We start from the raw sequence: 24,142 nt of genomic DNA, 5'->3' as shown, positions 1-24,142 counted from the left end.
CACTCGGCAGGGCGCGGTGCCTCCCGCTCCCTTGCGGTCGCGGCTCGTCCGACCGGCTACGACGATCCCGAAATCAGCTACGAGCCGCTCCCCGTTGGTGCGGGCGCGCCCGTGCTGCCCGGGCGCGCCCGCACCGACGCCGGCGCGGGATGGGCCATCGTGCCGGTGGCCGGTTCCGGCGCCGTCCGCGTGAAGCCCGGGAGGTACCGCACCCGTCGGCGCACCTGCCACCGCACGACCGCCTGCACCCCCAGCGCGAGTACCGCGATCACCAGCCCCGGTTGACCGGCCGCGACCGCTTGCGCGGCCGGTTGCGGGTACAACACCGCCGCGACCCCGAACGCCCCACCGAGGAGCGTGACGACCAGGCCGGACGCGACCGCGTTCAACCGCGTCAGCACGAGCGCGACGAGGAACACGACCAGCGAGCACACGATGACCAGCGCGGTCCACGGCGCGCGGGCCACGCGCAACGTGTCCGGCGCGTTCTGCCGGGCCACGAGCGGTTCACCTTCTTGCACGGGCGTGAGCCCGCCCGCGTCGGGTTCGCCACCGGAGTTGAACCAGTGCTCGAGATCGGCGCGCGGGACGGCCGTGGGCGCGAGAACCGGGCCGCGCCAGCGCCACCGGAGTTCCGGCCGCGCGCGGTCGCTAAAGAGGAACGGGGCGGAACCGGACGCCTCGGTGACGAGCCACCGAACCGGGCCGGAGTACGCGGCCGAAAGCACCCGCGGGGGCTGGTAGGCCGTTTCGCCGAGTACCTGCCGCGAACCGGGGAGGGTGTACTGCACCTCCAGAACGGTGACCCGGCCGCCCGGGACGTCGGGCAAATTCACCCGGAACCGGCGCCCGCCGTCCGCGTCGCCGACCGGCACCAGTGCCGCGCCCGTGCCGTCGATACGGGCGGTCGGGTTCGGGCCGATCGCGCCCGGCAGCCACACCTCGATCGCGGGAGCGAGCCAGCGCGCGAGCCGGAACCGCGCCCGGTAGTTTACCGCCCCGTCCTCGGTCGCCCCGGCCTCGATCAGCGCCCGCTCGACCCACACGGCCACCGCCGATTCCGGGGCCGCCTGCCGCACCTCGAGCGCGAGCGGGTACTCGGCTGATGCGGCGAGCGTGAGCGCGGGCAACGTGTCGCGCTCCGGTACGGCTTCCGGCGGGAGCTCGCGCCAACCGGGGGCGCTGGTGCTCACCGTGCGCCCGGTGACGGAACTCACCCACACGCGGACGTTTGTCTCCGTGCGCGCCGCGTCCGCGAGCCAAAACAAGCCGACCGGCAGCGCGAGCGGCCCGTCCGTTTGGGCCGGCAGCGGCAGCGCGAAGCTCACGCTCAGGGTGGCTTCTTTTGCGTCGGGGGGCGAGTACGTCCACACACCGGGCGCTACGGAATCCAGGGCCGGAACCGCTCTCAGTCCGAACGCTTCGGCCGGGCCGCGGAACCGTATCGACTTCGGGAGCCCGTCCCCGGAGCGCAGGTGGAACTCTTGCTTCACCACGACTTGCCGTTCGCCCACGGTCACGTCGGTCTTGATTTCGGCCGCGACGTCGGGGCGGTACGGCTGCCAGTTGAGCACGGCGCGCGAGAACCCGAGTTCGGCCTTCCCGGTTACAGCGGCGACGGCCTTCGGAACTTTCCCGTCAGCGCCCGGCACGGCGGCGAGCGGCGCGCCCCACGCGGCGGGCTGATCGCCCTCCCACCCGCGCCCGGCTCCCCGCACCTCGAGTCCCTCGGGGACCGTCGCGGTAACGATCGCGTCGCGCTCCACGGCTTTCGGGTAGCGCGGGAACGGAACGGTCACCTCGCGCCCGCCCGGGGGAACGGTGATCGTCCCGAGCAGCACCACATTGAACGGCTGCTTCGTCGCGTTGGCCAGGCGCACCGTGACCGGCCCCCACGCCCCCTCGACCTTCCCCGGGCTCACGCCCTGCACGGTTTCCGGGTCGAACTCCGACTCCAGTCCGCGCCACTCGGCCGGCACATCGATCGTGATCGCGTCCACCTCGGTGCGGATCGGCTTCACCGCAATTTCGGCGCGCACCTTCCAGCCCGTTTCTGTCAGTTCCAGCTTGTACACGGGGCGCACGCGGACCGCGCCTTCAACGGGCCACGCTTCGACCGTGAGCAACGGCGCGTTGACCGGTGTCGTACCGGTGGGGCCGGTCGTGAGGCGGAACAGTGCCGCGCTCACGTCGTCTTCGGGCGCGCTGGGAAGTTCCGCGCGGCGCAGGTCCGGGCCGTGCTTGAACACGAACCGCGTGTGCGGACCGGCCTTGACACTCACGGTGCCGGTCTGTTTGAGCACATCCAGCACGGCGAACGGGCCGATTGGCGAAGCCGCGGCTTTTGTCGTGCCGGTCTTCGGTCGGGCCTGGCGCACCACGGCAGTGATGACCCAGTCGCCCCCGGTCGAACCGGCGGGCAATTCGATCTTCCACACCGGCTTATTGGGGTCACCGGGCTTGCTCACAACGGGTTGCTGCGTCGGCCCGGTGCCGCTGACCACCGCGACGCGATCCACACTCACATCGGCGGCCGCCGGCGCGACCAGTTTCCACTCGCGGGCCGGTCCGCGGACCTTGATCTTCGCCGTGGACTCCACGAACCCGTCGGTGAGGAGCACCGTTACATCGATGTCGGCGTTCTGAACTTGATCGGCCGGTTGTGCGACGGACGCGGGCGGCTCCCAGTTCACTTCGAGCGATTCCACCGCGCCGAGCGGGAGACCCGGTTCGTTGCCCTTCGGAGCGAGTTGCTTAACGTCCACGGTCGCGCGCCGCGGTTGGGCCTGGTCCGGGGTCTTGGTGACCAAGGTCACGCGCTTCACGTCGCCGCCCGGCGGGTCGAGTGCGAAGGTCGTGATCGGTGCCCGCGGGAGCCCCAGATCGAAGCCGATTTCGGCCTTCGTGACCCGCGCGGTCACGGGCGCTTCGGTGTCGAGAACGAGGGCGTGATCGCCGGCCGATTCCACCAGAACCGCGAACCCGTCGTCGGTCGTATCGAGCACGGGCAGTTTCGCGCCGTCGAGCGCGGCGCCGACCAGGAACGCTTTGCGCCCGCCGAGCGCGACCGCGGTATTCGCCTGCGTTGTGCGGAACTTGTAGGTGAGCTTGAGCGCGGCGACGAGTTGCTCGCCGCGCTTCTCCACGCGCCCGCGGATCGCGCACTCGCTCGGCGCGGTCGGCTTGCGCGCGGCCAGTTCCTTCTTCAACTGGTCCACGCGATCGAGGAGCTTTTGGAACTCTTGCGGCGAAAGGGTGACGCGCTCCCCGCCTTCGGCGGAACCGAGCCAGAGGAACGTGCCGTCGGGCAGCTTTACGATGAGCGGCTTGCTGTCGGCCTTATCCGACTTGTCGGCCTTCTCGCCCTTCTCGGACTTGGTCGAATCTGCAGGTTTCTTGAGCGATTCCGCTCCCGGCGGCTGAGCAGAAAGGGCGACCGTTCCCGTCACCAGCACCGCGAGGGCGAACGCGCCTGCGAGCGACCGGTGGCGGTTGCGTGTCGGCATTGGTGGCACCCGGAGCGGAACGCGACGCGATCTTCGCTCGTGAGGTGCCCCGACCCGCACTCGTCCCGCGTAGGAACCGACGCGGAAAAGCGGGCGAGGTAGAAGCACACCACACGAGCGAATGCGGCTATCTTCGCTCAGTATACCCAAACCCCGCAGCCGTTCCGCCCTGTCAAATGGGAATCGTTTCACGCGCGGCACTGCGCGACCCGCACACACCGCTCACGCGGTCCGACCGGCACGCGAGGAGCACCCCCACCGCGACCGCCTGCAATACGAACGCGATGGTGTGCGTGCCGTACACCATCGCGAGGTCCGCGCCGCGGCCCCCGAGCAGCCCCGGCCCGGCCATCAACACGAACGACGCGACCAACACACCGGTGATGAAGGACCGAACGCGCCGCGGTAATTCCACGACCGCGACGGCGTAAGCGAGCGCGGCCAACGGGAGCAACAGCACGACGGCGTGGTGCTTCCAGGTGCGCTCGCTGAACAGCAACATGCCCAGGCAAATCAGCCCGCACTCGGCGGCGAACCGCCAGCCCTGGCGCACATCGGTCGGGCGGCGAACCGGCCACCGGCACAAGCACACGACCGCGAGCGCGAAGCCGGCCGTGAGCGCCTTGACAACGACCCACGCGGCCGGGCGCCCGATGTCGGTGAGGTTGTGGTACTCGGCCGGCGTCGGGATGTTGTCCGGGTACACGATGTAGGACGGGCTGTGCGTGAAGAGCCGGTACACGAACCCGGTCACCGCCTGATTCGGGTGCTCGGTCGTGATTTCGCCCTTCAAGAGCGGCCGCTCGATCATGAGGGAGTACCAGCCGTCCAGCAACTCACGGTTGCGGTCCCAGCCGAAGGTGAGGCCGGGCACGACCGCGAGCCAGAGCGCCAGACCGACGAGCGTCGCACCGAGGAGCCGCCAGCACCGCTTCCACGCGAAGTACGCGACGAACAGCATCGGCGTCACTTTGCAGGCGATCGCGAGCGCGAGCGTCAGGCCCGCGAGCGTATCGAGTCGGCGCCGAAACGCTTCAAGGCAGCCCACGACCAGGAAGAGAATGAAGATGTTCACGTTATTGTGCGACAAATCGCCGAGTAGCGGCGGCAGGCACAACACGACCGCGACCGCGCGGGCGACATCAAGGGCGAGTTCCTTCCCAACGCCCTGGGCAGAACCTACCCCCCCGGCCCCCCTCGCCTCTTGTGAGGGAGAACCCCCCACGGGTTCCCCCCCGGCCCCCCTCCTGCCAGGGAAGGGGGAGAAAGAATCGTCGCTCGTGTGCGACGCTGTTCCAAGCACAGCGGATGCGCGCGCCAGCTCCCCCTTCCCTTTAGGGAGGGGGGACGGGGGGGTAGGTTCCCGGTTAGCTCCCCCACACAGTCGAAACACCCACACCGCGGCCAGCACCGCGAGCAGCACTTTCGTGTAGAACCACACGAGCGCGCCGGTGACCGGAGGGAGCGCGGTGAACGGGCGCAGCAGCACCGCCATGATCGGCGGGTTCGGGTACTCGTTCACACCAACGTAAATGTTCTCGCCAGCGAACACACCGTTCACCATCTGCCGCCAGCGGAGGAACGCGGAGCGGCTCTGCTGACCCGTGTCGCCCGGTTTGGCGATCTTGGCCGCGTACTTGACGCTCATCAGCATCACGATCGCGGTCAGTATCGCGAGGAACGCGATCCGCGGCCCGCGCGGGTTCACGGTGTAAGTGACGCGGAGCCAGGTTGTGAACCGCGAATAGGACAACACGCGCACGAATCCGCCTCCTGCGGGACCGAGGAGGCGAGATGATGCCGGAAGCGCCCGCGCGCCGTCAACCCGAAGGCGCGGCTACTTGGGCACGAGGGCGTCGTGGACGGCGGACCGTGCCCCGGCCCGCTGCACGTCTTGGACGACGGCCCGTGCCCCGGACTCGATCAACCACGGTGCTTTGGGGGAGTTCTCGCGGGTCACGAGTTTGTGAACCACGTACCGCCCCTGGCCGTTGCGCGTGCGGAACACGGTCGGTTGGTTGAACGGGAACTCGGTGGGGTACGGGGTGTTAACAGGGAGCAAGTCGTGCGGCGGGTTGCGCGCGGGGCCGATGAGCGCCGCGCGCTGCTCCTCGGACTTGGCGGGGAGCGCGACCCATTCCAGATCGTTGATAACGAACCGGGCGTTCGGCGTCTTCGTGGCCAGTTCGCGCATCACCTTCACGCGCCCGTCCTCGAGGTTTTTATCGTACCCGATGGAAATGGCCGTATACACGTGCATGAAGCGCATGCCCGGCTTCTTGTTCAGGAGCAAGTACGCCGCGTGCGGCGAATCGAACCACGCGATCACCTCGCCGTCGCCCACGCCCTCACCGTGCAAAAAGGTCACGACCTCGTTGATCTCTTCCCAGCTAATCACGGCTTCGTGCGGCGGGTGCAGTCGGAGCCGGTCCCACATCGCGTACCGCTGGGCGTCGCCCAGGTCCGGGCGCCAGCACTGCGGCCAGAGCCGGAGCCGGTCGGAGGCGAAGATCGGGTGGCGCGGAACGTAGTGTTCGCGCTCCTGGGGGGAAATGCGATTCAACTCGCCCTGAACGGCCGCGTCGTGCTCGGCCAGGAACCACGCGCTCGTCGTCACCGTGAGCCAGAGTAGCACGAGGAGCGTCCACGCCCACCGGTGCGAGGCCCACACGCCCAGCATGAGGAGCGTTTCCGGTATGTGTGCGTACTGGAACCCGCGCTGGAGGAAGAAGGCTTGCGCGGCCCAGGCGAAGTACAGCGCGCCCAGCACCCCGCGTGCGAACCGCGCGTCCGCACCGGCCTGCTTGTCCCACATGAGGCGCGGGAGCCAGTGCCCGACGGTGCCCGCGCGATCGGGGCGCGCGGTCGCGGCCGCGCGGCTCGACCACGGGGCCATGTCCAGCACCGACACGAGTGCGAGCGGCACGGTCAGGAGCATCCCGAGGCTCCACGGCGGGAACCAGTGGAGCTGCTGCTCTGTTCGCATGTCGAATTCGATTATCACCAGATCCCAGTAGCCCGGGTTCCACTGCGTGAACACTTCAATGAACGGCTCCCACGTGCCAGTCGCGAACAGCCAGGTGAGCCCCGCAAGCCCGAGGGCGAGGCCGCCGATCAGGTTGCCCAAGAAATCGGCACCCGCAGCGCGCCACGGGCGCTGGTACTCGCCCGCGATCCGCCGGGCGGTAAGTAGCCACACAACGGCCGCCATTATCACGATGTGCGGCTTGATCCACACACCAGCGCCCCACAACACGCCCTCGAAGAAAGAGAGGCGAAGGGAAGACAGAGAGGTCGGTCGCCCCATCCCGCGGCGCACGCGGAGCGCGACCGCGGCGAGGGCCGGCAGCGCCATCCAGGTGTCGCGCTGGGCGTGCGACATTTCCACCGTGAACGGGTAGAACGCGGCCGCGCCCGCGAGCGCCCACCACCGCGCCGCGCGCGACGCGCCACCCCACTTCGCCAGCCGGTCAATGAGGAGCACGATTCCCGAAACGACGAGCAGGTCCGCGGCCCGCACCGCGACCACGCTCTCGCCGAACACCCATTGAATGACCGTGAGCAGCCACACGAAGCCGGGCAGGTTGGTGTCGAAAATGTCCCGGTAGTGGGTACCGCCGTTGAGGATGTTGCGCGCCGCCATCTGGTAGAGCGTGATGTCGCACCACGGCGGCATTCGCAGGAACAGCGGTACACCGATGACCAGAGCAACGAGCGCGACGACCCGCGCCAACCAGACCGACCGCCACGGGCAACACAGGGGAACAATCATTGAGGTGCGCGAACGGGTGGGAAACGGGAGAGGGTACGGGAACAGAATATGAGGTGCGCGCGCCGCACACCAGCGGGCGTCAGTAGCCGTCGGGGTGTTTGAACCGCGCCCGGAGCCGCTCCTCTATTTCGCCGCTCGTGGAAACGCAGAGCACGTCCAGGTTCGCCAGATTCGGGCTATCGAGCATGGCCCGCACCCCGGAATCAGTTATTTGGGGGTTGTGCTTCAGGTGCAGCGCACTGAGCGCGGACGCGCCCTTCCATTTCGCCAACGCTTCCGCGCCACGGTCGTCGATCCGGTTGTACGTAAGCCACAGGATCGGCGGGCACCACGTCCCGAACCCGCGGACCAGCTCGCGCACCGCGGTCGCACCCAAATTGTTGCTGTCGATGTCGAGGTACCAGAGCGTGCGGAGTCTCGGGCTGCGGGCGAGCGCCCGCGCGTCCGCGACCCGGAGCCGGCACCCGTGAAAGTGGAGCATCCGCAGCGCCGCTCGTGGTGCCGCCGCCAGCCGCTCGGCGTCCAGTCCGGTACACGGGTTTCTGTCCAGGCACAAGTTCACGAGGTTCGCGAGGTGCGGTGAACAGAGCAGGGCCGTAGCCCCGCTCCCGGTGATACGGTTGTTGGACAAATCGAGGGTGCGCAACTGCGAGAGGTCGGGGCACGCGGCCAACACCTCCGCCGCGTCATCGTCCAATCCCGCGCGCTCAATGCGAAGTGAGGTGAGATTCGTGAACCCGCCGGCGCCCAGTGCGCGGAGGGTGTCCGCGTACCAATCGTTGCGCCCGCGTAGGTACAAGCGCCGGAGCGTGCGTAGGCACTTAGCCCCGAACAGTGTTTGGGCCGCCGCCGCACTCGTGTACGCGGTCGACATATCGAGCGTTCGGAGCCCGGTGAAGTTCGGCGCTTCCGCCAGGGCCGACGCGACCGCTTCTGCGTCGCCGTGGCGCGTCGCGATCGCGCGGATACGAGCCGCTTCGGGGCGGTTACCGAGTTCGCGCAACCCCGACGCGCATTCGCCCGTGAATTCCAGCGCGCTCATTCGGTCGAGCAACCCCACATCGGCGAGTTGCTCGACGACGCGACCCGTGAACTCGTCACTTTTGAGTGTGACGGCCGGAACGGATGTGCGAATCAAATCCGCGCTTTTGGGCAAGTTTCGCAAACCACTAAACTGCACGCGGTACGGGAACCCGCGGTCGAATTCATCGATCTCCACCTCGTACTTCTTCGGTACCTTCGGGAGCCACCGGGCGCTGTGCTGCCTCAGTAGATCGTTGGCCCGCATCGCGAGCACAACAAGCCGGTGAACGCCCGCGTCGATCCGCGTCCAGTCGGTCGCGATGAGGCCGGGGAAATAGTGCTTGTGCAAGAACGCGTACATCGCGTAGCTGTCGCAGTCCTCGTCGGCGAAGCGCGCGAACTCGCACTGTAACCGGATGAACTCGGCGCGGTCGGGGTCGCCGTTCTCGTCGAGCCAGTCCGCGAACACCAACCGCGGCGTGTCCTCTTCCGAGGTGGCCCGAACTGCGGCTAACAGAGCGTCACGGTCCGAGAGCATGAAGTGAACTCAGAAACAGACAAAACCACTTGGGGCACAACAGTTTGGGTCCGAACGGCTAACATTGGCTAACATTTTCAGCTCGCGCGGCTTCGGGAGCCGGGCATTTGAGCGGGCGCGCCGCAAACTGCTGGTATTTGCTGTTCGGCGAGCGGCTGCCATTCTTTATCAACCGGATCTAAAAGCCGCGCGCCGGACCAACACCCCAAGCGTGCGTCAATGCGCGCATCCCGTGTCGAGGCACCCCAAGGCGGGAGTTATCACCGGCCGGCTGACACCGGCCGTTCGCCCTACCCCATTCTCTGATTTCTGTTCTCTGACCTCTGACCTCTATTCGCATCACTTCAGCCACTTGTCGGCGAACTGCATGAACACCTTCCAGTCGTCGGGCGTCATGCTGTGCTTGCCCGCGCGAATGAAGTAGCCGAGGCGGTCGGCGCTCAACGTCCCCTGCTCCGGCACTTTATCCGCGCCCGGCTTCGTGTCGCCGTAGAGCTTGTACGCGGGCGCGGCGGCCGTCAGCACGTCGAACTGACCGCTGGGGTTCGCCCACTGGTCGTCTTCTGCGTTGGTGAGGAGTACCGGGCGCGGCGCGCAGATCGCGACGAGCGCGTGCTGGTCGAACGGGATCTTGGTGGTGTCGTCGCCGAACGCGGTGAAGTTCGCACAGAACCAGTGCGGGAACACGGTCGTGATGCGCTTCACCGGTTCCGCTTTCTCGTTCTTGCTGCGGCTCGGGCCGGCCCCGCCGCACCCCGATTGGTGCGGGATCACCACCGCGATGCGGTCATCGAACGCCCCCGCCAGTAGCGCCGTCTTGCCTAGCCGCGAGTGCCCGACGACCGCGAGGCGCTTCGCGTCAATGCTCTTGTCGGTCACGAGGAAGTCGACGGCGCGGTGACAGCCCCACGCCCACCACATGACGGTCGCCGTCTCGTCGATCGGCCCGCCGTCCTTGTGGACCGGCAGCGTGGCCCGCATTCCCTCGCGCACGTTCGGGCGGTCGGGCTGGATGTCGCCGCAATAGAACGTCGCGACCGCGTAGCCCTTCTCGACGATCTGCTGTAGCGGCCACGTATCGGCCTGTTTCCCGCGGCCCGCTGCGGTCGCCTTGTTCGTGCCTTTTTCCACACCGGGATAGTTCGCCGGAACCCACGCGGTCGGGACGCGCACCTTGTCGGACGCGGTGAGCAAGTGGTTCCCGCCGAAGTTCGGACCGACGAAGCACGCGGCCGGCGCCGACCCGTTGGGTGCGGCGATCAGCAGATAAATCTTCGGCCAACTCGCTTCACTGAAACTGACCTCTACCTCGCGCAGCGTGCCCTTACCGTCGAACGCCTTCGCGTCCTCGAACAGTACCTTCCCCGTTACCACGACCTTCACGGGCTCCACCAAGTGCGGGTAGCGGCCGTACATGTAGTGCTGGAACAGCTCCTTCAGTTCGGGCCGCTGTTTCTCTTCCCAGTCCTTTTTGCTGGTGATCTTGGTGCCGTCGCGCATGGTCAACACGTCCGGGAGCCCTGCGACCGAGGGTAACTTGTCCGGCGGCGGCAAGTCCGCGGGGGTGGCGACGACGCTCATGATGAGGATTCCGAGGCCGGCGAGGGAGAGTCGCATGGGACGCGCTCCAACGAGATTGGCATTCCGTCCAAAACAAAAGCGGGCCGGGGCTGCCCCCGACCCGCACAGTATCCGACCCGGCCCGCGCCCGCAACGGTCAGAACGCCAGCCCCAACCCGCTTAAGATGATGAGCGGCTCCACCCCGAGCACTTCCAGCGGCAGGCTGAAGGACTCATTCACCTCGACGCGGATCGTTTTGCCGTCGTCGCGCGTGACGGTGAGGTTGGGGAACAGGTGCCGACTCAGCTCGTGCCCGTTCGGGACGATCCCCACATCGATCGGGTCGAAGTCGGTCTCGTTGTTCTCGCTGAACTGGTTCCGCAGCCCGAGCGTGCTGACCAGCAGCGGCCCGACGCAGCACAGGTTCTGTACGGTGGACTTCGGGTTGCAGAACTGGAGCCCGCAGCCGTCTTGCGGCATCTTCGCGAGGCGCTTGGCGGTCTCGGCGTCCGGCTTCCACTGTTCCAGATCGCCCTTCGCGCGGAAGATCATGCCCTGCACCGCTTGCGGGTGCGCGGCCACCACGAGCCACTCGCCCACGATCGCGTAGGTCGGCGTGACGACGCCGAACCCGCGGGCGTAGAACTCGCGCACCTCCACGCCCTTCACCATCTTCTTCCGCACCTTGATCGGGCTGTTCGCGATCGCCTCGAGAGCGCGCTGGATGCGGTCGGTCGCGGCCCGCACTTTCGCCGGGTCTTTGCACGACACGCAGATCACGGTGCCGAACACCGACAGCCCTTCCGCCGGGCTCTGGTACACCACGAACTTGTCGCCCAGGTGCGGAAGCAGGTCGTCCTTCATCGAGATGCCGAGGAACTTGTCCACCTCGCGCGCCATGAAGTCTTTGCGCGCCTTGATGACGTCCGCCTGGCCCTTCTTCTTGACCTCGTCCTCCACCCCGAATTCCTCGTTCATCGTGAGGAATTCGATGAGACCCAGGCCCGCGTCGTAGGTCGAAGCCGGGTCGAGCCGGAGCGCGGAAAAACGACTCACGTCCGGCGGCATCGGCGGCAGGTCGGTCGCCCCGAGGGGAGCGTTCTTGAGCGCCTTCGCCAGCCCCTTGCGCTCGCCGGGCACGTCGAACTCGTACACCGCGCGCGACTCTTTGCCGTCGAACCCGGAGGTGAAAACGATCGCCTTCAGCCCGCCGATCCCGATCCCGTCGAGCCGCTCCTTCAACCCGGGCACGAACGGTCCCGCCAGGCTCTTCGCGAGCCCGATGACCTTCCCGGTGTCCACGAACCCGCGCGTGATCGTCTCGAACTCACTCGTCTTCAGGGCGCGCTGGAACAGCGGGTGACCGGTGACGCCACCTTTTGCCGCGTTCGCGGTCATCTCGGTCATCACGGTTTCGACCGGCCGCGTGCCGGTGTAGAAGACGAAGTGTTTGCCCTCGACCCACCACGCGGAATGAACCGGGAACGGCGGCGCGCCCTCTTGCGGCACGACGAACCGGAACCCCTTCCGCCCGTTCGCGGCGAACGGTTCGACCTGGTTCTCGCCCTTCCGCATGAGGAGCCGGATCGAGCCGTACAGCACTTCGGCCTTATCGCCGACGTCGGGCACGATAACGATCACTTGTGCGTCCGGCAGGATCGCGGCCGCACTGGGCAGTTTTCCGCCCAACAGCCCGGTGAGCGCGCCGCCCACGCCCTTAATCGTCGGCGCCGGCTCGCGCACTTCCCCGGCGACGATCACGCCCTTATCCGCGATGAGTTCAATGAGCTTCTCGGCCGATTTCAGGTCGACGAGGTTCGTTTTGAGTTCCGCCGGCGACTTACCATCGAGCAGCGGATCGGCGAGAACGGACGCCCCGAGCAACTTCGGCCCCATCGCGACCAGCGCGCGAACGCTGTCCCCGGTCGGCCCCGCCATCACCGGGCCCCAGATGGACTTCTTGTACGCTTCGTTGTGTGCCGTGGTGCCGTCCCAGCGCACGAAGAACTGCGTGGTGGGTGGGAGGAGCCGCTCGGGTGCGGTATCAGACGCGGGCGACCCGTCCGCCGCGAACGCGGGAGACGCGAAGGCCAGCGCGACCAGCGCTAGCGCGAACGAGCGGGGCATGTGCGATCCTCAGTAAATGAGGTGAGTTTAGTGAGGGGAGCGTTCAGCCGGAGTGTTTTGGTATTTACCCCGAAGGGGTTGCACATCGGAGCCCAGGGTCGCGCCGCGCACCCTGGGAACCCACCGACGGCAACCACCCTTTGTTCCCAGCGAAGCGTCAACGGTGCGACGACCGGAACGCGAACCGGGAACCCAACGACGACACCGGCCCTTTATTCCCAGGGTGCGCAGCGCGACCCTGGGCTCCGATGTACAACCCCTTCGGGGTACAGAACGGAGCAACGCGGGCCGTATTCACTTCTCCACCGGCGGAGGCACGTCCTCTTTCACCGGAGGTGCGCCCGCTCCCGGCGCGGTCGGGTCGTCCGGGAGCGCACCGGGCGGGAGCGGGTTATTGGATTTACTCGGCCCCGAACCGGCCGGGGCCTTCTTCTTGCGGTCGATCAGCGGGAGCTTCTCGAACTTGTCGTCGAGCACGCCCCGGCTGTCCACTTCGAGCCAGTCGTCGAGCAGGGTCGCGTACACGCGGCGGAAGTCGGTGTGGTACTTGATGTCGCCGTCGGTGAGGTCCGAGAGACTCGGGTGCTTGCCCACCAGCCCGCCGACGACCTGCGACCCGGCCAGGAACATGCACGACCCGCTGCCGTGGTCGGTCCCGCGGCTGCCGTTCTCCTTCACCCGGCGCCCGAACTCCGAGTACGTCATCACGGCGACGCGCTCCGAGTGCTCGGCTTGCAAGCCGTTGAAGAAGTTACCGATCGACGTGGAAAGTTCGCCCAGCAGTTTCGCGTGCATCTCGGCCTGACCCGAGTGCGTGTCGAAGCCGCCGAGTTGGACGTAATAAATGCGCGTGCCCAATCCCTTCTGAATGAGCCGCCCGACGAGGCCGAGTTTGCCGCTCAGGGTGTTGAGATCGTCCGGGTCGCGCTGCACCACCCGGCCGCCCACGAACTCATTGGTTCGCCCCTGGCCGCTGCCGCCCGCCTCGCGGAGCGCGTCGTCGATCTTCTTCAAACTCGTGTACGTCTGGAGCTGGCGCTTGCGGACGAACGCCGCGAGGTCGGCCTTACCCGTGTCCTTCTCACCGTTCAAGTCTTCGATGAGCGCCTTGCGGTTCGCCTGGTTGCCCGTGAGTTGGAGCTTGAAACTCGCGCGGTCGGCGAGGCTGATGACGCCGCCGTCCGCACCCTGGATCGCGACGGGGAGGCGCTCGTTCCCGAGGTACATGCCCGGGACGCCCGCGTCCCTCACGCTCATACCGGGGATGCTGCGGGCGAGCCAGCCGCTCGTGTGGCCGCGCTTCGGGTCGGCGAGCTGCCAGATGTCCATGCTCTCGAAGTGCGAGCGGTCCGGGTTCGGGTACCCGACGCCCTGAATGACCGCGAGCCGCTTTTCGTCGTACAGGCGCTTCAGCTCGTTCATGCGCGGGTGCAGGCCGTGGTAGTCGTCGAGCTTCTGCACCTCCTTCTTGCCGAACGCGAGCGTGGGGCGCGCCTTGTGGTAGAGGTCGTCGCCGTAGGGCGCAACGGTGTTCAGCCCGTCGTTCCCGCCGGTGAGTTCGATCACCACGAGAATGGTGTCCTTCTTCTTGTCTTCCTTCTCCGCGGCGCGCGCGGTCGAGGCGAGGAACTCCGGCACCACCCCGCCGACGGCCAGCAGGCTCGAGGCACCGAGGGTGGTCTTCAGGAAGTCGCGTCGGGTAGACATTGGCGAACCTCGGTGGAAGGGATTGGGCGAACGGCCGGTGTGAGCCGGCTGGTGAGACACGCGAGCGAAGAGGGGCGCCAGTGCCCACCGGCCGGCTCACACCGGCCGTTCGCCCTAGTTCAGTTGGTATTCCGGTAGACACATCATCGCGTGGTAGGCTTCGCGAACGCGCGCCTTGAACTCCGGCGAATCGAGCTTCACGTCTTTTGGATCGAGCGGTTTGGGCGGCTCCGCCTTCTTGGGCTTGGGTTCGGGTTCCGATTTGGTCTTTGTCCCGTCCGCCGATTTGGTCTCGGGAGGGGTCGGCCCCTTACTCTTCGGCTTCGGTCCCTTCGGGGCCACGGGTGCTGCACCCGCGGTGGGGCCGGGCGTGAGCAAGAACGTCTCCAGCTTCTTGACCTGCGCGGGCGCAGCGGCTTCGCCGTAGAGCAGTGTGCTCATTTGCGTCACGACCGCCGCAACGTCCTTGGGATTCGCGGCGAAGATCGTGGTGCAGACGTCGTGCTTCGCTTCCGGTGCGGGCGCGGACGCCGTGTCCACCGGCTTCGGCTCGTCGATTTTCGTTGGCTCGGCGACGAACCCGAACTGTTGCGGCGGGCGCCCGCGCCCGTTGCGGCTCCAGTCACCGACCGCGACCTTCTCCGCGAAGTTGTTCCGCGCGAGGAGCGTCGCACTGTTCAGCCAGTCGGTACCTGTGCGCCAGCCCTTCACGTTCGGCGGGGCGAACAGCGCCTGCCCCATCTTCGAGAGCGGATCGACCACGTCCGCGAGCGGGACGCGCTCGCCGGTCGCGCTGCGGACCGCGCCCAGCGCGCACTCGACGGGCCACTTCACGCGCTTGTGATAGGCGTGCTCGCTGAAGAACAGCCGCGACCCGAGGATCGTCTTCACGAGGGCCGCGGTGTCGTAATCCGACTTGCGGAACTGGTCCGCGAGCGGGGCCACCAGCGCCTTCGGCGGGGGCGTTTCGCTCACGAGGAAGGCGTAGAGCTTCGAGACCAGGAACTTCGCGCACGCGCCCTGATCGCAGCAGAGGCGCACGACGTCCTCGCCGCTCCACTTGCCCGTCTTGCCGAAGATCGTTTTGTTGCCGTCGTCGTGCAGTTCGCGGTTGAACTCGAACTTCTGCACCTCGGCGTCGTGGTGCCAGCCGGTCAGCGCGCGGGCCGCTTCCTGAATGTCCTTCTCGGTGTAATTGCCGACCCCGAGCGAGAACAGTTCCATCACTTCGCGGGCGTAGTTCTCGTTGGGCGCGCCCTTCACGTTGCGGTTGGAGTCGAGCCACACCAGCATCGCCGTGTCCTTGCTCATGTCGAGTAGGAACGGCCGGAACGTGCCGAGTGCGTGCTTCCGAATGGTGACATTTTGCTCGTACATCAGCTTCGTGCTGCGCACCTTCGCGTAGCTCGTGGCGAAGTGGTTGTGCCAGAACAGCGCGAGCTTCTCGCGGAGCGGGTGCCCGCCCTCGGTCATGGCGTAGAGCCACCACACGCGGAGGTTCACCGGCTCGGTGTAGTACTTGCCCGTTTCGGTGAGCAGCTCGAGCCGGTCGGCCGCGTCCGGGTCGCCGGTCATGAAGTGCGCGAGCGTCTTGCTTAAACCGTCAGCGATCGCCTTGTCCGTTTCGGCGGGCGTCGCGCCGAACCCGGCGCGGCGGTAGAGGTGCGAAACCCATTTGCGGTTCCACTCGCCGCTGGCTGGTTTCCACGGCTTCCACGCTTCACTCGGATCGACTTTGGTCAAATCGGAGGAGAGGGCATCCGCCATGAGCGCGCTCCGAGAAGCAACCGGCAAATGGCCGGCAGGAGGATCGGACAGGCGACCGCATTATTGCCGCCGCGGGGCGGACTTCAAGTTCCAAGTTACAAGTTCCCGCTTTCGAGTCCCGATCCGAAACCGAGTAATTCGCGTCGGCTATTGATCTTGTGATTCGGAACCGGGGACGCGAATTTTGGAGCTACTGCTTCTTCGCTTTCGCTTCGGCTTCCTTGATGTACTTTTCCGGATTCTCCTTGAACTCGTCGCGGCACCCGGAGCAGCACACCCAGTAGTCCTTGCCCTTGTAGCTCACCTTCATCGTGCCCAGCCCGCCGCTCACGATGCACTCCGGCCCCTTCGTTGTGGCCGCGAACGGTTCGCCCTCTTTGGTCGCCCCCACCTGGTACTTCTTGCTGTAGGCGACCGTCGTTCCTGCCGGGCGCGTCTCGAATCGGTAAAGGTGACGGTTGCTGTGGAGGAGGCTGAAAACGATCCGCTGTTCTTCGGTGGCCGGGCCGTCGGTACGAGTGAGCGTGAGAACTTTGTTTTTGTCCGTTAGCCCCCCGACAAAGGTGGCGGTAGATTTGTCGGGGGCCGTCAGGGTGAGCGTGAACCGCGGCGCCGCGCCCTTCGCGTCTTTGTCCGGCGTGTAACGCAGTTCGCCCTTCGTGAAGTGCTTGCCCTTCGCGAACGCGACGGCCAGCCACGCATCTTGCTCCTTGAACTTCCACTCCCACGCGACCGTTTCTTCCCACGCCCCGGCCGCGCGCTCCTCCTTCGTGCCCTCGGGCATCCCGCTTCCCTTCCAGGAACCGACTAACACGTTAAACGGTTGGAGCGCCTCTTTGGGGGCAGCCGTTTTCACCGGGTCGCACTGGTCACTCGGCGCTGGATCATTTTGAGTCACTGTGTGGTCAAAAGTGACACAGTGTGCCAACAGCAAAATCGCGGCGAGCATACCGGCTCCCTGGTGTGAAAACGACGGAGTCCCCGGTGTGGTTCTCCGGAATGACGACGCGGACGACTAGTGATTTCAAACAGGTGAAAGAAAGAAAGCCCGCGCGAAGGCGCGGGCATTCATTTCTCAATGAAGAGAATTGAGAGGCAAATTGCGGGGAGAATCCCAGGTGTTTGCAGTGCGGTCTAGCGCGGCTTGCGCGGGAGCCGGTACTTGCTCAGTTTCCCGAGGGGCGGTACGGTGGCCTGAGCCGCTTGTGGCGCGATCGTCGGCACCGCCGTGGAAATCATGGCCGTGTCCGGGCCGCTGCTAATCATGGTGTTCTGCGAATCGAGCGTGACTTCGCCGCCCACGGTCGCCAAAACGTCCGCGGATTGTTCGATCTTGTCGTGGATTTCCTGGCGGTCCACGCGGACGTGCGACGGGGCCTCGATGCCCAGTTTGACGCGGCCGGGGCCAACGTTAACCACAGTGATTTTGATGTCACCGGCAATGATGATGGATTCGCCGGGGCGCCGAGTGAGAACGAGCATGAGATGTCCCTCCTGGATGGTGCTCGCGGTGGGTCAGGTTGGTGTTGACCCCGCCAGCTTTCCTCATTACTTGATTCTACGACACAATTTGTCGCATCTTGCAGACCGGACTCATTTTTCTCTCAAGTTCCGTCCTGCTGTTACCGAAACGTTACCTACCACCTGCTTCAGAGCCGATGTCGGTTGCCGACGAAAGAAACTTGAGCAATTCCGAAGCCAACACAATATAGACGCACGAAGATGGCAAAATGTTTCTAATAATGCAGAAAAAAATACTCCGCTCCGCACACCAGGGGCACGGAACGGAGTCTAATGATTAAAATTTGAGGCAATAGCAGAATCGCGTGCGCGTCCGGCTACCAACTGTATTCAGACACGCGCACGGCAGTTCGCGGGCCTGGCAATTTGGTGCGCATGTCGCGAAGGGTATTACCTTTCGAGCGTTGATTGGAGCGATTTCAGCCGATCGGCTCCGTCGCCGCCCTTAAAGGGGTTCGGAGGTGGCATACCACCCATCCCTCCGCCGCCCATTCCCCCTCCGCCCCCACCGGGCCAACGGTAACCCGCGGCTTCGAGCGTTTGTTTGTTGCCTTCAAACAACTTGAGTAGCGCGTCCAGTTTGTTCTTCGCGTCTTCTTCCTTCAAGTCCTCTGCCGATTCCAGGCCCGCGAGCAGTTCCTTCGTCTGCTTCTTCTGGTCCGCGGTCAGTTCGACCGAAAGGGGCTTCTTGGTGAGCGTGTCGAGCTTGTTCACGAGCTGAGCGAGTTGCGCCTTGGAACTCGGCCCCTTCGGTCCGCCGGGCGCGCCCCCGCCTCCTCCACCGCCGCCACCCAACCCACCTCCCCCTCCACCACCGCCGCCTTTTCCACCACCTTTTCCACCCCCGCCGCCACCCTTGCCGCCTTTTCCACCCCCGCCGCCACCGACTCCGGGCGCGCCGGGAACACCACCCTTGCCGCCCTTGGGATCGCTACCCTTCTCATCGTCCCCGCCGGGGGCGGCTGCGACTTGTTGGTCCGGCTTGACCAGCGTGTACGACATGACGACCCCGACGAGGCCGCCACCGAGCACGAAACCAACGATCCCGGTCGCTATTGCGACCGGGATCTTCGCGGTGAAGACTGCCACGAGCGACTCCCAATTAATGGGGCGAGGAATGAACCCGCCGCCATTGGGTGCGGAGGCGCTCGCGAACGCAAGCTAAAAATGGAAGTAACGTGAGAACCGCGTTACCGGCTCACACGCGCGCCGGGACGCGGACGCGGGCCTGGCGCCACGGCGGCTGCCACTCGTTCGCGTCGAGCAGGTCGGTCAGTTCCGCCAGCGACGGCACCACCGTTTCCGGCCGGTAGGCGTACCGGGGCAGGTCTTCGTGCTTGGTCCCGCCGCTCAGCACGAGCACCGTGTGGAACCCGAGTTGCACGCCGCCGAGGATGTCCGTTTCCATCGTGTCGCCGACCATCGTCGTCTGGTCGGTAGCGAGCCCGAGTTCCTTGCGCGCCGCGCGCATCATGACCGGGCTGGGCTTGCCCACGCTGAACGCTTTCACGCCGGTGGCGGTTTCGAGCAGTGCCACGAGCGCGCCGCACCCGGGCCGCAGCCCGTTCTGCGTCGGGCAGTTCGGGTCCATGTTGGTGGCGATCAGCTTCGCGCCGCCCAGGATCATGCGGACCGCGACCTCGACTAGTTCGAGGTTGAACGTGCGGCCCTCGCCGACCACGACGTAATCCGGGTCGTGGTCGACGATCGCGTAGCCGTGCTGGTGGAGCGCGGTGAGCAACCCGCCCTCGCCGATCACGAACGCGGTGCCGCCGGGCTTTTGCTGCGCCAGGAACCGCGCCGTCGCCATCGCGCTGGTGAAGACGTGCTCCTCTTCGACGTCGAGCCCCAGGCGCACGAGCCGGGCCACCACGTCGCGCCGCGTGCGCTGACTGTTGTTCGTCAGGAACCGGAACGGAATGTCGCGGTCGCGGAGCTCCCGCACGAACCGCTCGGCCCCGACGATCAGGTCCGTACCGCGGTAGAGAACCCCGTCCATATCGATCAAGAAGCCGAACTTCGGTGTGCTGTGCTGCACCATACGCTCCTCAGGAAACGAAACGATACCCGCCGCGGGCGCAGTGCCCGTGGGCCGATGTTGGGGAGTAGTTTGGGGTGGAGGACCGCCGGAGATGCGGCAGGGAGGTTATGAGGTGTAAAGCATCGCGCGTGCCGTAAATAGAAAAGTGCGCAAAGATGAGTTCTAAGGTACTGTGAAATAGCGAGTTCGGTCGAATGTGCAATCGGTGTGAAGCGCGTTGGTGTGCCCGCAGAATGTGCATATCAACGCGAAACGCCCCGACCGGGTCGGAGCGTTTGAAGTCGGCCGGGTCGCGAGTGCCCGCTTTCAGGTCACTGCGTGACGATCTTTGACACGTCCTTCACCACGGCTTCAATGTCCTTGTCCGTGAGCTTGCCCTTCGGGAAGCTGTAGTTGGCCTTCACGACGCGATCGACGTACAGGATCACGGTCACGTCGGCGTCCTTGTTCAGCGCGTACTTTTCGGGGATCGGGTCTTCTTTATCATCGATGGCGAGAACCGTCGTCTTCAGTTCGGCCTTCTTCGCGGCGTCTTTGAGCTGCGGTTCGAGTTTGTCCTTGTCGCCGCTGAACACCGCGAAACTGAACATGTCGGCCTTCGCGTTCTTGGCGGTTTCGGCGTCCACGGCCTTGATGAGCTTCTGGGTCATCGCGTCGTCGCCGGTGCGGGCGAAGATCGCGACCACGGGGCTGTTACCGCCCCGGCAGTACAGGCACGCGGTCTTCCCCGCGTCCTCGCCGGTCACGTTGTACGGCGCGAACGCGCCGGGCACCTTCGCGCCGACCTGCGGACCGGACTTCAGATCCGCCGCCACCACCGCGCCGCCCAGCACCGCGACCACCGCCGCGGCCAACACGTTACGAATCATCTGGCTCTCCGAAAATGAGGGACACGCGACACAGCAATAATACCGCGTACCGGCCCGGGATGTTACGCCGAACCCGGAGCGCCGCGGACGGGACGGCCCGTTCAGCAGCGCACCGGGTTCGCTCGACGCCGCAGTGCGACCTTACTTCTTTTCCTTCACGGTCCACACGTGCAGGGTGTACTCTTCGCCGTCGGCCCCGGTCACCTTGATGGTCTTGTCCGGCGCCCAGTCGCCGATAACGAACCGGTGGGAGACGATGCGGGCACCCGGCTTGAGCTGCTTCTCGAGAACCGGGCGGAGCAGGTTGTTGAACTCGTTGCCCATGTACAGCAGAACCACGGTCGCTTCGCTGTAGTCGCGGTCCTTCAGCGCGTCGCCCTCGATGATCGTGATTTCCTTTTCGAGCTTGGCCTTCTTGACGGCGTCCTTGGCCTCGTCCGCCTTCTTCGGGTCGAGTTCGATGCCGACGCCCTTCTTCGCGCCCTTCTTCACGGCGGCGATGAGCATCCGGCCGTCGCCCGGACCCGGCTCGTACACCACGTCGTCCTTCCCGACCTTGCCGAGCTTCAGCATCTCGTCGACGATGTCGTCCGGGGTCGGCACCCACCGGATCACGGCCTTGTCCGGGGCCTTCGGGTCGGCCTTCGTCAGGTCCGCGACGATGTCGTCGCCGCCCTTGAACTCGATCGACTTCGTGCGGGTCAGCGTGGTGTAGTTGTTCGGCTGCCACGTGACGGAGAACGTGTACTCGTACAACTTGCCCGAATCCAGTTCGGGCGTCTCGAACTCGCGGGTCACGCCGGTCGGCTTGGTGTCCTTGTCCTCGATCTTCAGTTTCGCGTCGTCCTGCGGAACCGTGATCTTGATCTTCGACTTGACCTTCTTCGAGTCTTTCTTTTCGTCCTTTTTCTCGCCCTTCTTGTCCGGTTGCGCGCTGACGGACAGCGACGTCAGCCCGGCGGTGACGAAGAACAGAGCGAGAGCGAACCCGAACATACGCGCGGTACGGGTGAACATGGAACTCCTCGAAGCAGCGGGAACCTGAGTGGGCTACCTGGGTCAGTTGCGGAATAGTGTCACCGAAACCAAGTACGCATGCAAGCCCTAGACGGCAATAGTGATGGAGTGGGGGGCGGGGAGCGCGGAATGCGGAATGCGGAGTGCGGAACAGAGAATGAGGAACAGAACTGCATTGGCTTCTCTTCCAGTTAGGTGTTACGCAGTGCGGCGTTTTTGGGGCTTGCGCGGGTGCCGGTGTGGTACTACGATCGGCCCATGAGCGTACCCAAGGTGTTCCCGCGCGACTACATCGAGTTCCTGATCGCGACCCCGAAGGCGTGCTCGGGGGCGGAAGCCGCGCGGGTGCAGCCGGCGGTCCCGGACCCGCCGGCCCACGACGCCTTCACTCGCCTGCTGACCCGATTGGAGCCGGACCCGAGCACCCTTTGGGCCGAAGCCGCAACCCAAGTCCGGCGCGCCGGCGGTGTCCTTGTCATAGATGACTCGACCCTCGACAAGCCTTACGCCAAGGCCATCGAACTGGTGACCCGGCACTGGTCCGGCAAGCACCACGCGGTCGTCCAGGGGATCAACTTGGTGTCCTTGCTGTGGACCGACGGGGATCGCCATATCCCGTGCGATTACCGGGTGTACGACACGGGCGACGGGCGCACCAAGAACGACCACTTCGGGGACATGATCCGGACCGCCTACGCGCGCCGGTTCAAGCCCCGGTGCGTCGTATTCGACGGCTGGTACAGTAGTTTGGACAACCTCAAATTGATACGCGACTGCGGGTGGACGTGGCTCACCCGGCTCAAGTCGAACCGGCTGGTAAACCTCGACCGTCGGGGCACGCGAGCCCTGGCGGACACGGCCATTGCAGCCACGGGCACGGAGGTGTGGCTGCCGGGGTTCGGGTTGGTGAAGGTATTCGGGATCGCCATCCCAAACGGTGGCACCGCGTACTGGGCCACCAACGATTTGGCGATGACGGACTTGGCGCGGTTGCAGCTCGCGGACTTCTCCTGGGCCATCGAGAACTACCACCGAGGGATCAAACAATGCACCGGGATCGAGCGGTGCCAGTGCCGAACGGCCCGCGCGCAGCGGAACCACATCGGGTTGGCCCTGCGCGCGTTCCTCCGGTTCGAGGCCCACTGCTTCGCCCGTGGCGTCAGTTGGGTGGAAGCCAAGACCGCCATCATTCGAGACGCGGTCCGCAGCTACCTCACGCGACCTCATATTTGCTTCCCAAACATGCGGACTGCGTAACACCTACCAGTATTGCTCCGCGCTCCGCGCTCCGCGTTCCGCATTCCGCGCCTCCCCCCAGGCAGTTGCATCTGCTACCCAGTTTGCGATAATCCCTGTCAACCTCCCGCCCGGTTCGTTCGACCCACTCCTGCCGAGACGCCACAACATGAGCCGCACCTGCCTCCTGTCGCTACTCGCGAGCACGTTCGCGCTCGCGCTCGGTCAAGCCGGGGACTGGCCGCGGTTCCGCGGGCCGAACGGCTCCGGCACGGTCGCGGGAACGCTGCCGGACATCGACCCGGCGCACCCGCTGTGGGCGGTGAAGGTGCCCGGCGGAAAGGGTGTCAGTTCGCCGATCATCGTGGACGGCAAAGTGTACCTGCAATCGGCCTCCGCCGACGGCAAGGCGCGCTCACTCATGTGCCTGAACGCGGCGGACGGTAAGACGCTGTGGACGAAGGAGTTACCCGGCAACAAGGCCTCCGCGCACGCGAAGAACTCGCTCGCATCCGGCACGCCGGCCTGTGACGGCACGCAGATTTACTGCGCCTGGTGGGACGGGAGCGCCGTCAGCCTGGCCGCCTACGACCTGACCGGCAAGGAGGCGTGGCAGGCGTCGCTCGGCAGCTACGTGAGTCAGCACGGCCCCGGATTCTCGCCGATGGTTCACAACGGGCTCGTGTTCGTGAACGTGGACGACGACAAGCACGCGGAATTGGTCGCGTTCGACGCGAAGACCGGGCAGAAGAAGTGGTTCGCGGAGCGGAAGCACGTGCGCGCCAGCTACACCACGCCGTTCCTGCTCGAGCGCCCGGGCAAGCCCGCGGAACTGATCCTCGGCACCACGACGGCCATCACCTCGTACCAGCCCGCGACCGGCAAGGTCAACTGGGAGTACACGATGGTGTGGGCGAAGGGCGACATGCCGCTCCGCGTGATCGGGCACCCGGTGTACGTGAACGGGCTGCTCGTGGTGTACTGCGGGGACGGCGGCGGGTCGCGGTACATGGCGGCGATCGACATCGACGGGAAGAAGCCCACGAAGGTCTGGGATCTGAAAAAGGACACGCCCTACGTACCGTGCCTGTTAGTGAAGGACAACCGGCTGTTCTGGATCGGCGACAAGGGCGTCGCCGCGTGCGCGGAGGCGAAGACCGGCAAGGCGGCGTGGGCGGAGCGCGTGTTCACCGGCGACGTGACCGCGTCCCCGATCCTCGTGGGCGACAAGATCCTGATGGTTTCGGAGAAGGGCGAGGTCGCCGTGGTGAAGGCGGACAAGGAGTACGAAGAGCCGGCGAAGGTTTCGCTTGATGAAGGCGTTTACGCCAGCCCCGCGATCGCGGACGGCCGCGTCTACATTCGCGGGGTCAACACCTTGTTCTGCTTCGGAAAGAAGTGAGATCGTGCGCGTTCGGGCCTTTATTTTCGTGGCACAGGCCTCTGGCCTGTGTTGC

General features: G+C 65.9%; 15 protein-coding genes and 1 pseudogene. 2 read left to right on the top strand and 14 right to left on the bottom strand.

The window, feature by feature from the left end:
• Positions 1–77: 77 nt before the first annotated feature.
• From J8F10_RS29370 to J8F10_RS29305, 14 genes and pseudogenes are all read right to left on the bottom strand, one after another.
• On the bottom strand, positions 78–3,506 hold the full coding sequence (locus J8F10_RS29370; RefSeq protein ID WP_210660015.1) for a hypothetical protein: 3,429 nt from the start codon (positions 3,504–3,506) through the stop codon (positions 78–80).
• 172 nt (positions 3,507–3,678) lie between these two features.
• Positions 3,679–5,268: a glycosyltransferase family 87 protein gene (locus J8F10_RS29365; protein WP_210660013.1), complete on the bottom strand. Its 1,590-nt coding sequence runs from the start codon at positions 5,266–5,268 to the stop codon at positions 3,679–3,681.
• A gap of 75 nt (positions 5,269–5,343) precedes the next feature.
• Complete coding sequence (locus J8F10_RS29360) at positions 5,344–7,278, bottom strand: hypothetical protein (protein WP_210660011.1); 1,935 nt, start codon at positions 7,276–7,278, stop codon at positions 5,344–5,346.
• 79 nt (positions 7,279–7,357) lie between these two features.
• Positions 7,358–8,839 carry a TIGR02996 domain-containing protein gene (locus tag J8F10_RS29355; RefSeq protein WP_210660008.1) on the bottom strand — a complete coding sequence of 494 codons (1,482 nt, stop codon included), beginning with the start codon at positions 8,837–8,839 and terminating at the stop codon, positions 7,358–7,360.
• A gap of 339 nt (positions 8,840–9,178) precedes the next feature.
• Positions 9,179–10,456 (bottom strand): glucuronyl esterase domain-containing protein, encoded by a 1,278-nt coding sequence (locus J8F10_RS29350; protein ID WP_210660006.1) that lies wholly within the window; start codon positions 10,454–10,456, stop codon positions 9,179–9,181.
• A 100-nt stretch (positions 10,457–10,556) separates the two neighbouring features.
• Positions 10,557–12,527: a hypothetical protein gene (locus J8F10_RS29345; protein WP_210660005.1), complete on the bottom strand. Its 1,971-nt coding sequence runs from the start codon at positions 12,525–12,527 to the stop codon at positions 10,557–10,559.
• Between the two features lie 294 nt (positions 12,528–12,821).
• Positions 12,822–14,234: a DUF1501 domain-containing protein gene (locus J8F10_RS29340; RefSeq protein ID WP_210660004.1), complete on the bottom strand. Its 1,413-nt coding sequence runs from the start codon at positions 14,232–14,234 to the stop codon at positions 12,822–12,824.
• Positions 14,235–14,348: 114 nt separating this feature from the next.
• Positions 14,349–16,001 carry a DUF1800 domain-containing protein gene (locus J8F10_RS29335; protein ID WP_210660003.1) on the bottom strand — a complete coding sequence of 551 codons (1,653 nt, stop codon included), beginning with the start codon at positions 15,999–16,001 and terminating at the stop codon, positions 14,349–14,351.
• A gap of 190 nt (positions 16,002–16,191) precedes the next feature.
• Positions 16,192–16,950, bottom strand: a complete 759-nt coding sequence (locus J8F10_RS29330) for a YHS domain-containing protein (RefSeq protein WP_210660002.1) — start codon at positions 16,948–16,950, stop codon at positions 16,192–16,194.
• Between the two features lie 365 nt (positions 16,951–17,315).
• A pseudogene (locus J8F10_RS40970) lies at positions 17,316–17,483 on the bottom strand (carbon storage regulator); the annotation flags it as partial.
• A 429-nt stretch (positions 17,484–17,912) separates the two neighbouring features.
• Positions 17,913–18,611 carry a hypothetical protein gene (locus tag J8F10_RS29320; RefSeq protein ID WP_210660000.1) on the bottom strand — a complete coding sequence of 233 codons (699 nt, stop codon included), beginning with the start codon at positions 18,609–18,611 and terminating at the stop codon, positions 17,913–17,915.
• A gap of 109 nt (positions 18,612–18,720) precedes the next feature.
• The gene (locus J8F10_RS29315; RefSeq protein ID WP_210659999.1) at positions 18,721–19,563 is read right to left on the bottom strand and encodes a TIGR01457 family HAD-type hydrolase; all 843 of its coding nucleotides are present in this window, start codon (positions 19,561–19,563) and stop codon (positions 18,721–18,723) included.
• 311 nt (positions 19,564–19,874) lie between these two features.
• Positions 19,875–20,432: a hypothetical protein gene (locus tag J8F10_RS29310; RefSeq protein WP_210659997.1), complete on the bottom strand. Its 558-nt coding sequence runs from the start codon at positions 20,430–20,432 to the stop codon at positions 19,875–19,877.
• 141 nt (positions 20,433–20,573) lie between these two features.
• Positions 20,574–21,449, bottom strand: a complete 876-nt coding sequence (locus J8F10_RS29305; protein WP_210659996.1) for a TIGR03000 domain-containing protein — start codon at positions 21,447–21,449, stop codon at positions 20,574–20,576.
• A 258-nt stretch (positions 21,450–21,707) separates the two neighbouring features.
• Here J8F10_RS29305 and J8F10_RS29300 point away from each other — a divergent pair, with 258 nt between their 5' ends.
• Both J8F10_RS29300 and J8F10_RS29295 read left to right on the top strand, forming a co-directional pair.
• Positions 21,708–22,706: an IS701 family transposase gene (locus tag J8F10_RS29300; RefSeq protein ID WP_210651976.1), complete on the top strand. Its 999-nt coding sequence runs from the start codon at positions 21,708–21,710 to the stop codon at positions 22,704–22,706.
• Positions 22,707–22,854: 148 nt separating this feature from the next.
• Positions 22,855–24,087, top strand: coding sequence for an outer membrane protein assembly factor BamB family protein (locus J8F10_RS29295; RefSeq protein WP_210659995.1), 1,233 nt, complete (start codon positions 22,855–22,857; stop codon positions 24,085–24,087).
• The last annotated feature ends 55 nt before the right edge of the window (positions 24,088–24,142 follow it).

It is taken from the genome of Gemmata palustris (genome assembly GCF_017939745.1).
Taxonomy (GTDB): Bacteria; Planctomycetota; Planctomycetia; order Gemmatales; family Gemmataceae; genus Gemmata; species Gemmata palustris.
Note: the sequence above shows the minus strand (reverse complement) of the source record. Positions and strands in the feature narration are given on the sequence as shown.

What these genes read in the sequence shown, in the direction of transcription:
- J8F10_RS29370 (WP_210660015.1), bottom strand. Translation starts at nt 3,506, where the DNA reads ATGCCGACACGCAACCGCCACCGGTCGCTCGCAGGCGCGTTCGCCCTC.
- J8F10_RS29360 (WP_210660011.1), bottom strand. Translation starts at nt 7,278, where the DNA reads ATGATTGTTCCCCTGTGTTGCCCGTGGCGGTCGGTCTGGTTGGCGCGG.
- J8F10_RS29355 (WP_210660008.1), bottom strand. Translation starts at nt 8,839, where the DNA reads ATGCTCTCGGACCGTGACGCTCTGTTAGCCGCAGTTCGGGCCACCTCG.
- J8F10_RS29350 (WP_210660006.1), bottom strand. Translation starts at nt 10,456, where the DNA reads ATGCGACTCTCCCTCGCCGGCCTCGGAATCCTCATCATGAGCGTCGTC.
- J8F10_RS29345 (WP_210660005.1), bottom strand. Translation starts at nt 12,527, where the DNA reads ATGCCCCGCTCGTTCGCGCTAGCGCTGGTCGCGCTGGCCTTCGCGTCT.
- J8F10_RS29340 (WP_210660004.1), bottom strand. Translation starts at nt 14,234, where the DNA reads ATGTCTACCCGACGCGACTTCCTGAAGACCACCCTCGGTGCCTCGAGC.
- J8F10_RS29335 (WP_210660003.1), bottom strand. Translation starts at nt 16,001, where the DNA reads ATGGCGGATGCCCTCTCCTCCGATTTGACCAAAGTCGATCCGAGTGAA.
- J8F10_RS29330 (WP_210660002.1), bottom strand. Translation starts at nt 16,950, where the DNA reads ATGCTCGCCGCGATTTTGCTGTTGGCACACTGTGTCACTTTTGACCAC.
- J8F10_RS29315 (WP_210659999.1), bottom strand. Translation starts at nt 19,563, where the DNA reads ATGGTGCAGCACAGCACACCGAAGTTCGGCTTCTTGATCGATATGGAC.
- J8F10_RS29310 (WP_210659997.1), bottom strand. Translation starts at nt 20,432, where the DNA reads ATGATTCGTAACGTGTTGGCCGCGGCGGTGGTCGCGGTGCTGGGCGGC.
- J8F10_RS29305 (WP_210659996.1), bottom strand. Translation starts at nt 21,449, where the DNA reads ATGTTCACCCGTACCGCGCGTATGTTCGGGTTCGCTCTCGCTCTGTTC.
- J8F10_RS29300 (WP_210651976.1), top strand. Translation starts at nt 21,708, where the DNA reads ATGAGCGTACCCAAGGTGTTCCCGCGCGACTACATCGAGTTCCTGATC.
- J8F10_RS29295 (WP_210659995.1), top strand. Translation starts at nt 22,855, where the DNA reads ATGAGCCGCACCTGCCTCCTGTCGCTACTCGCGAGCACGTTCGCGCTC.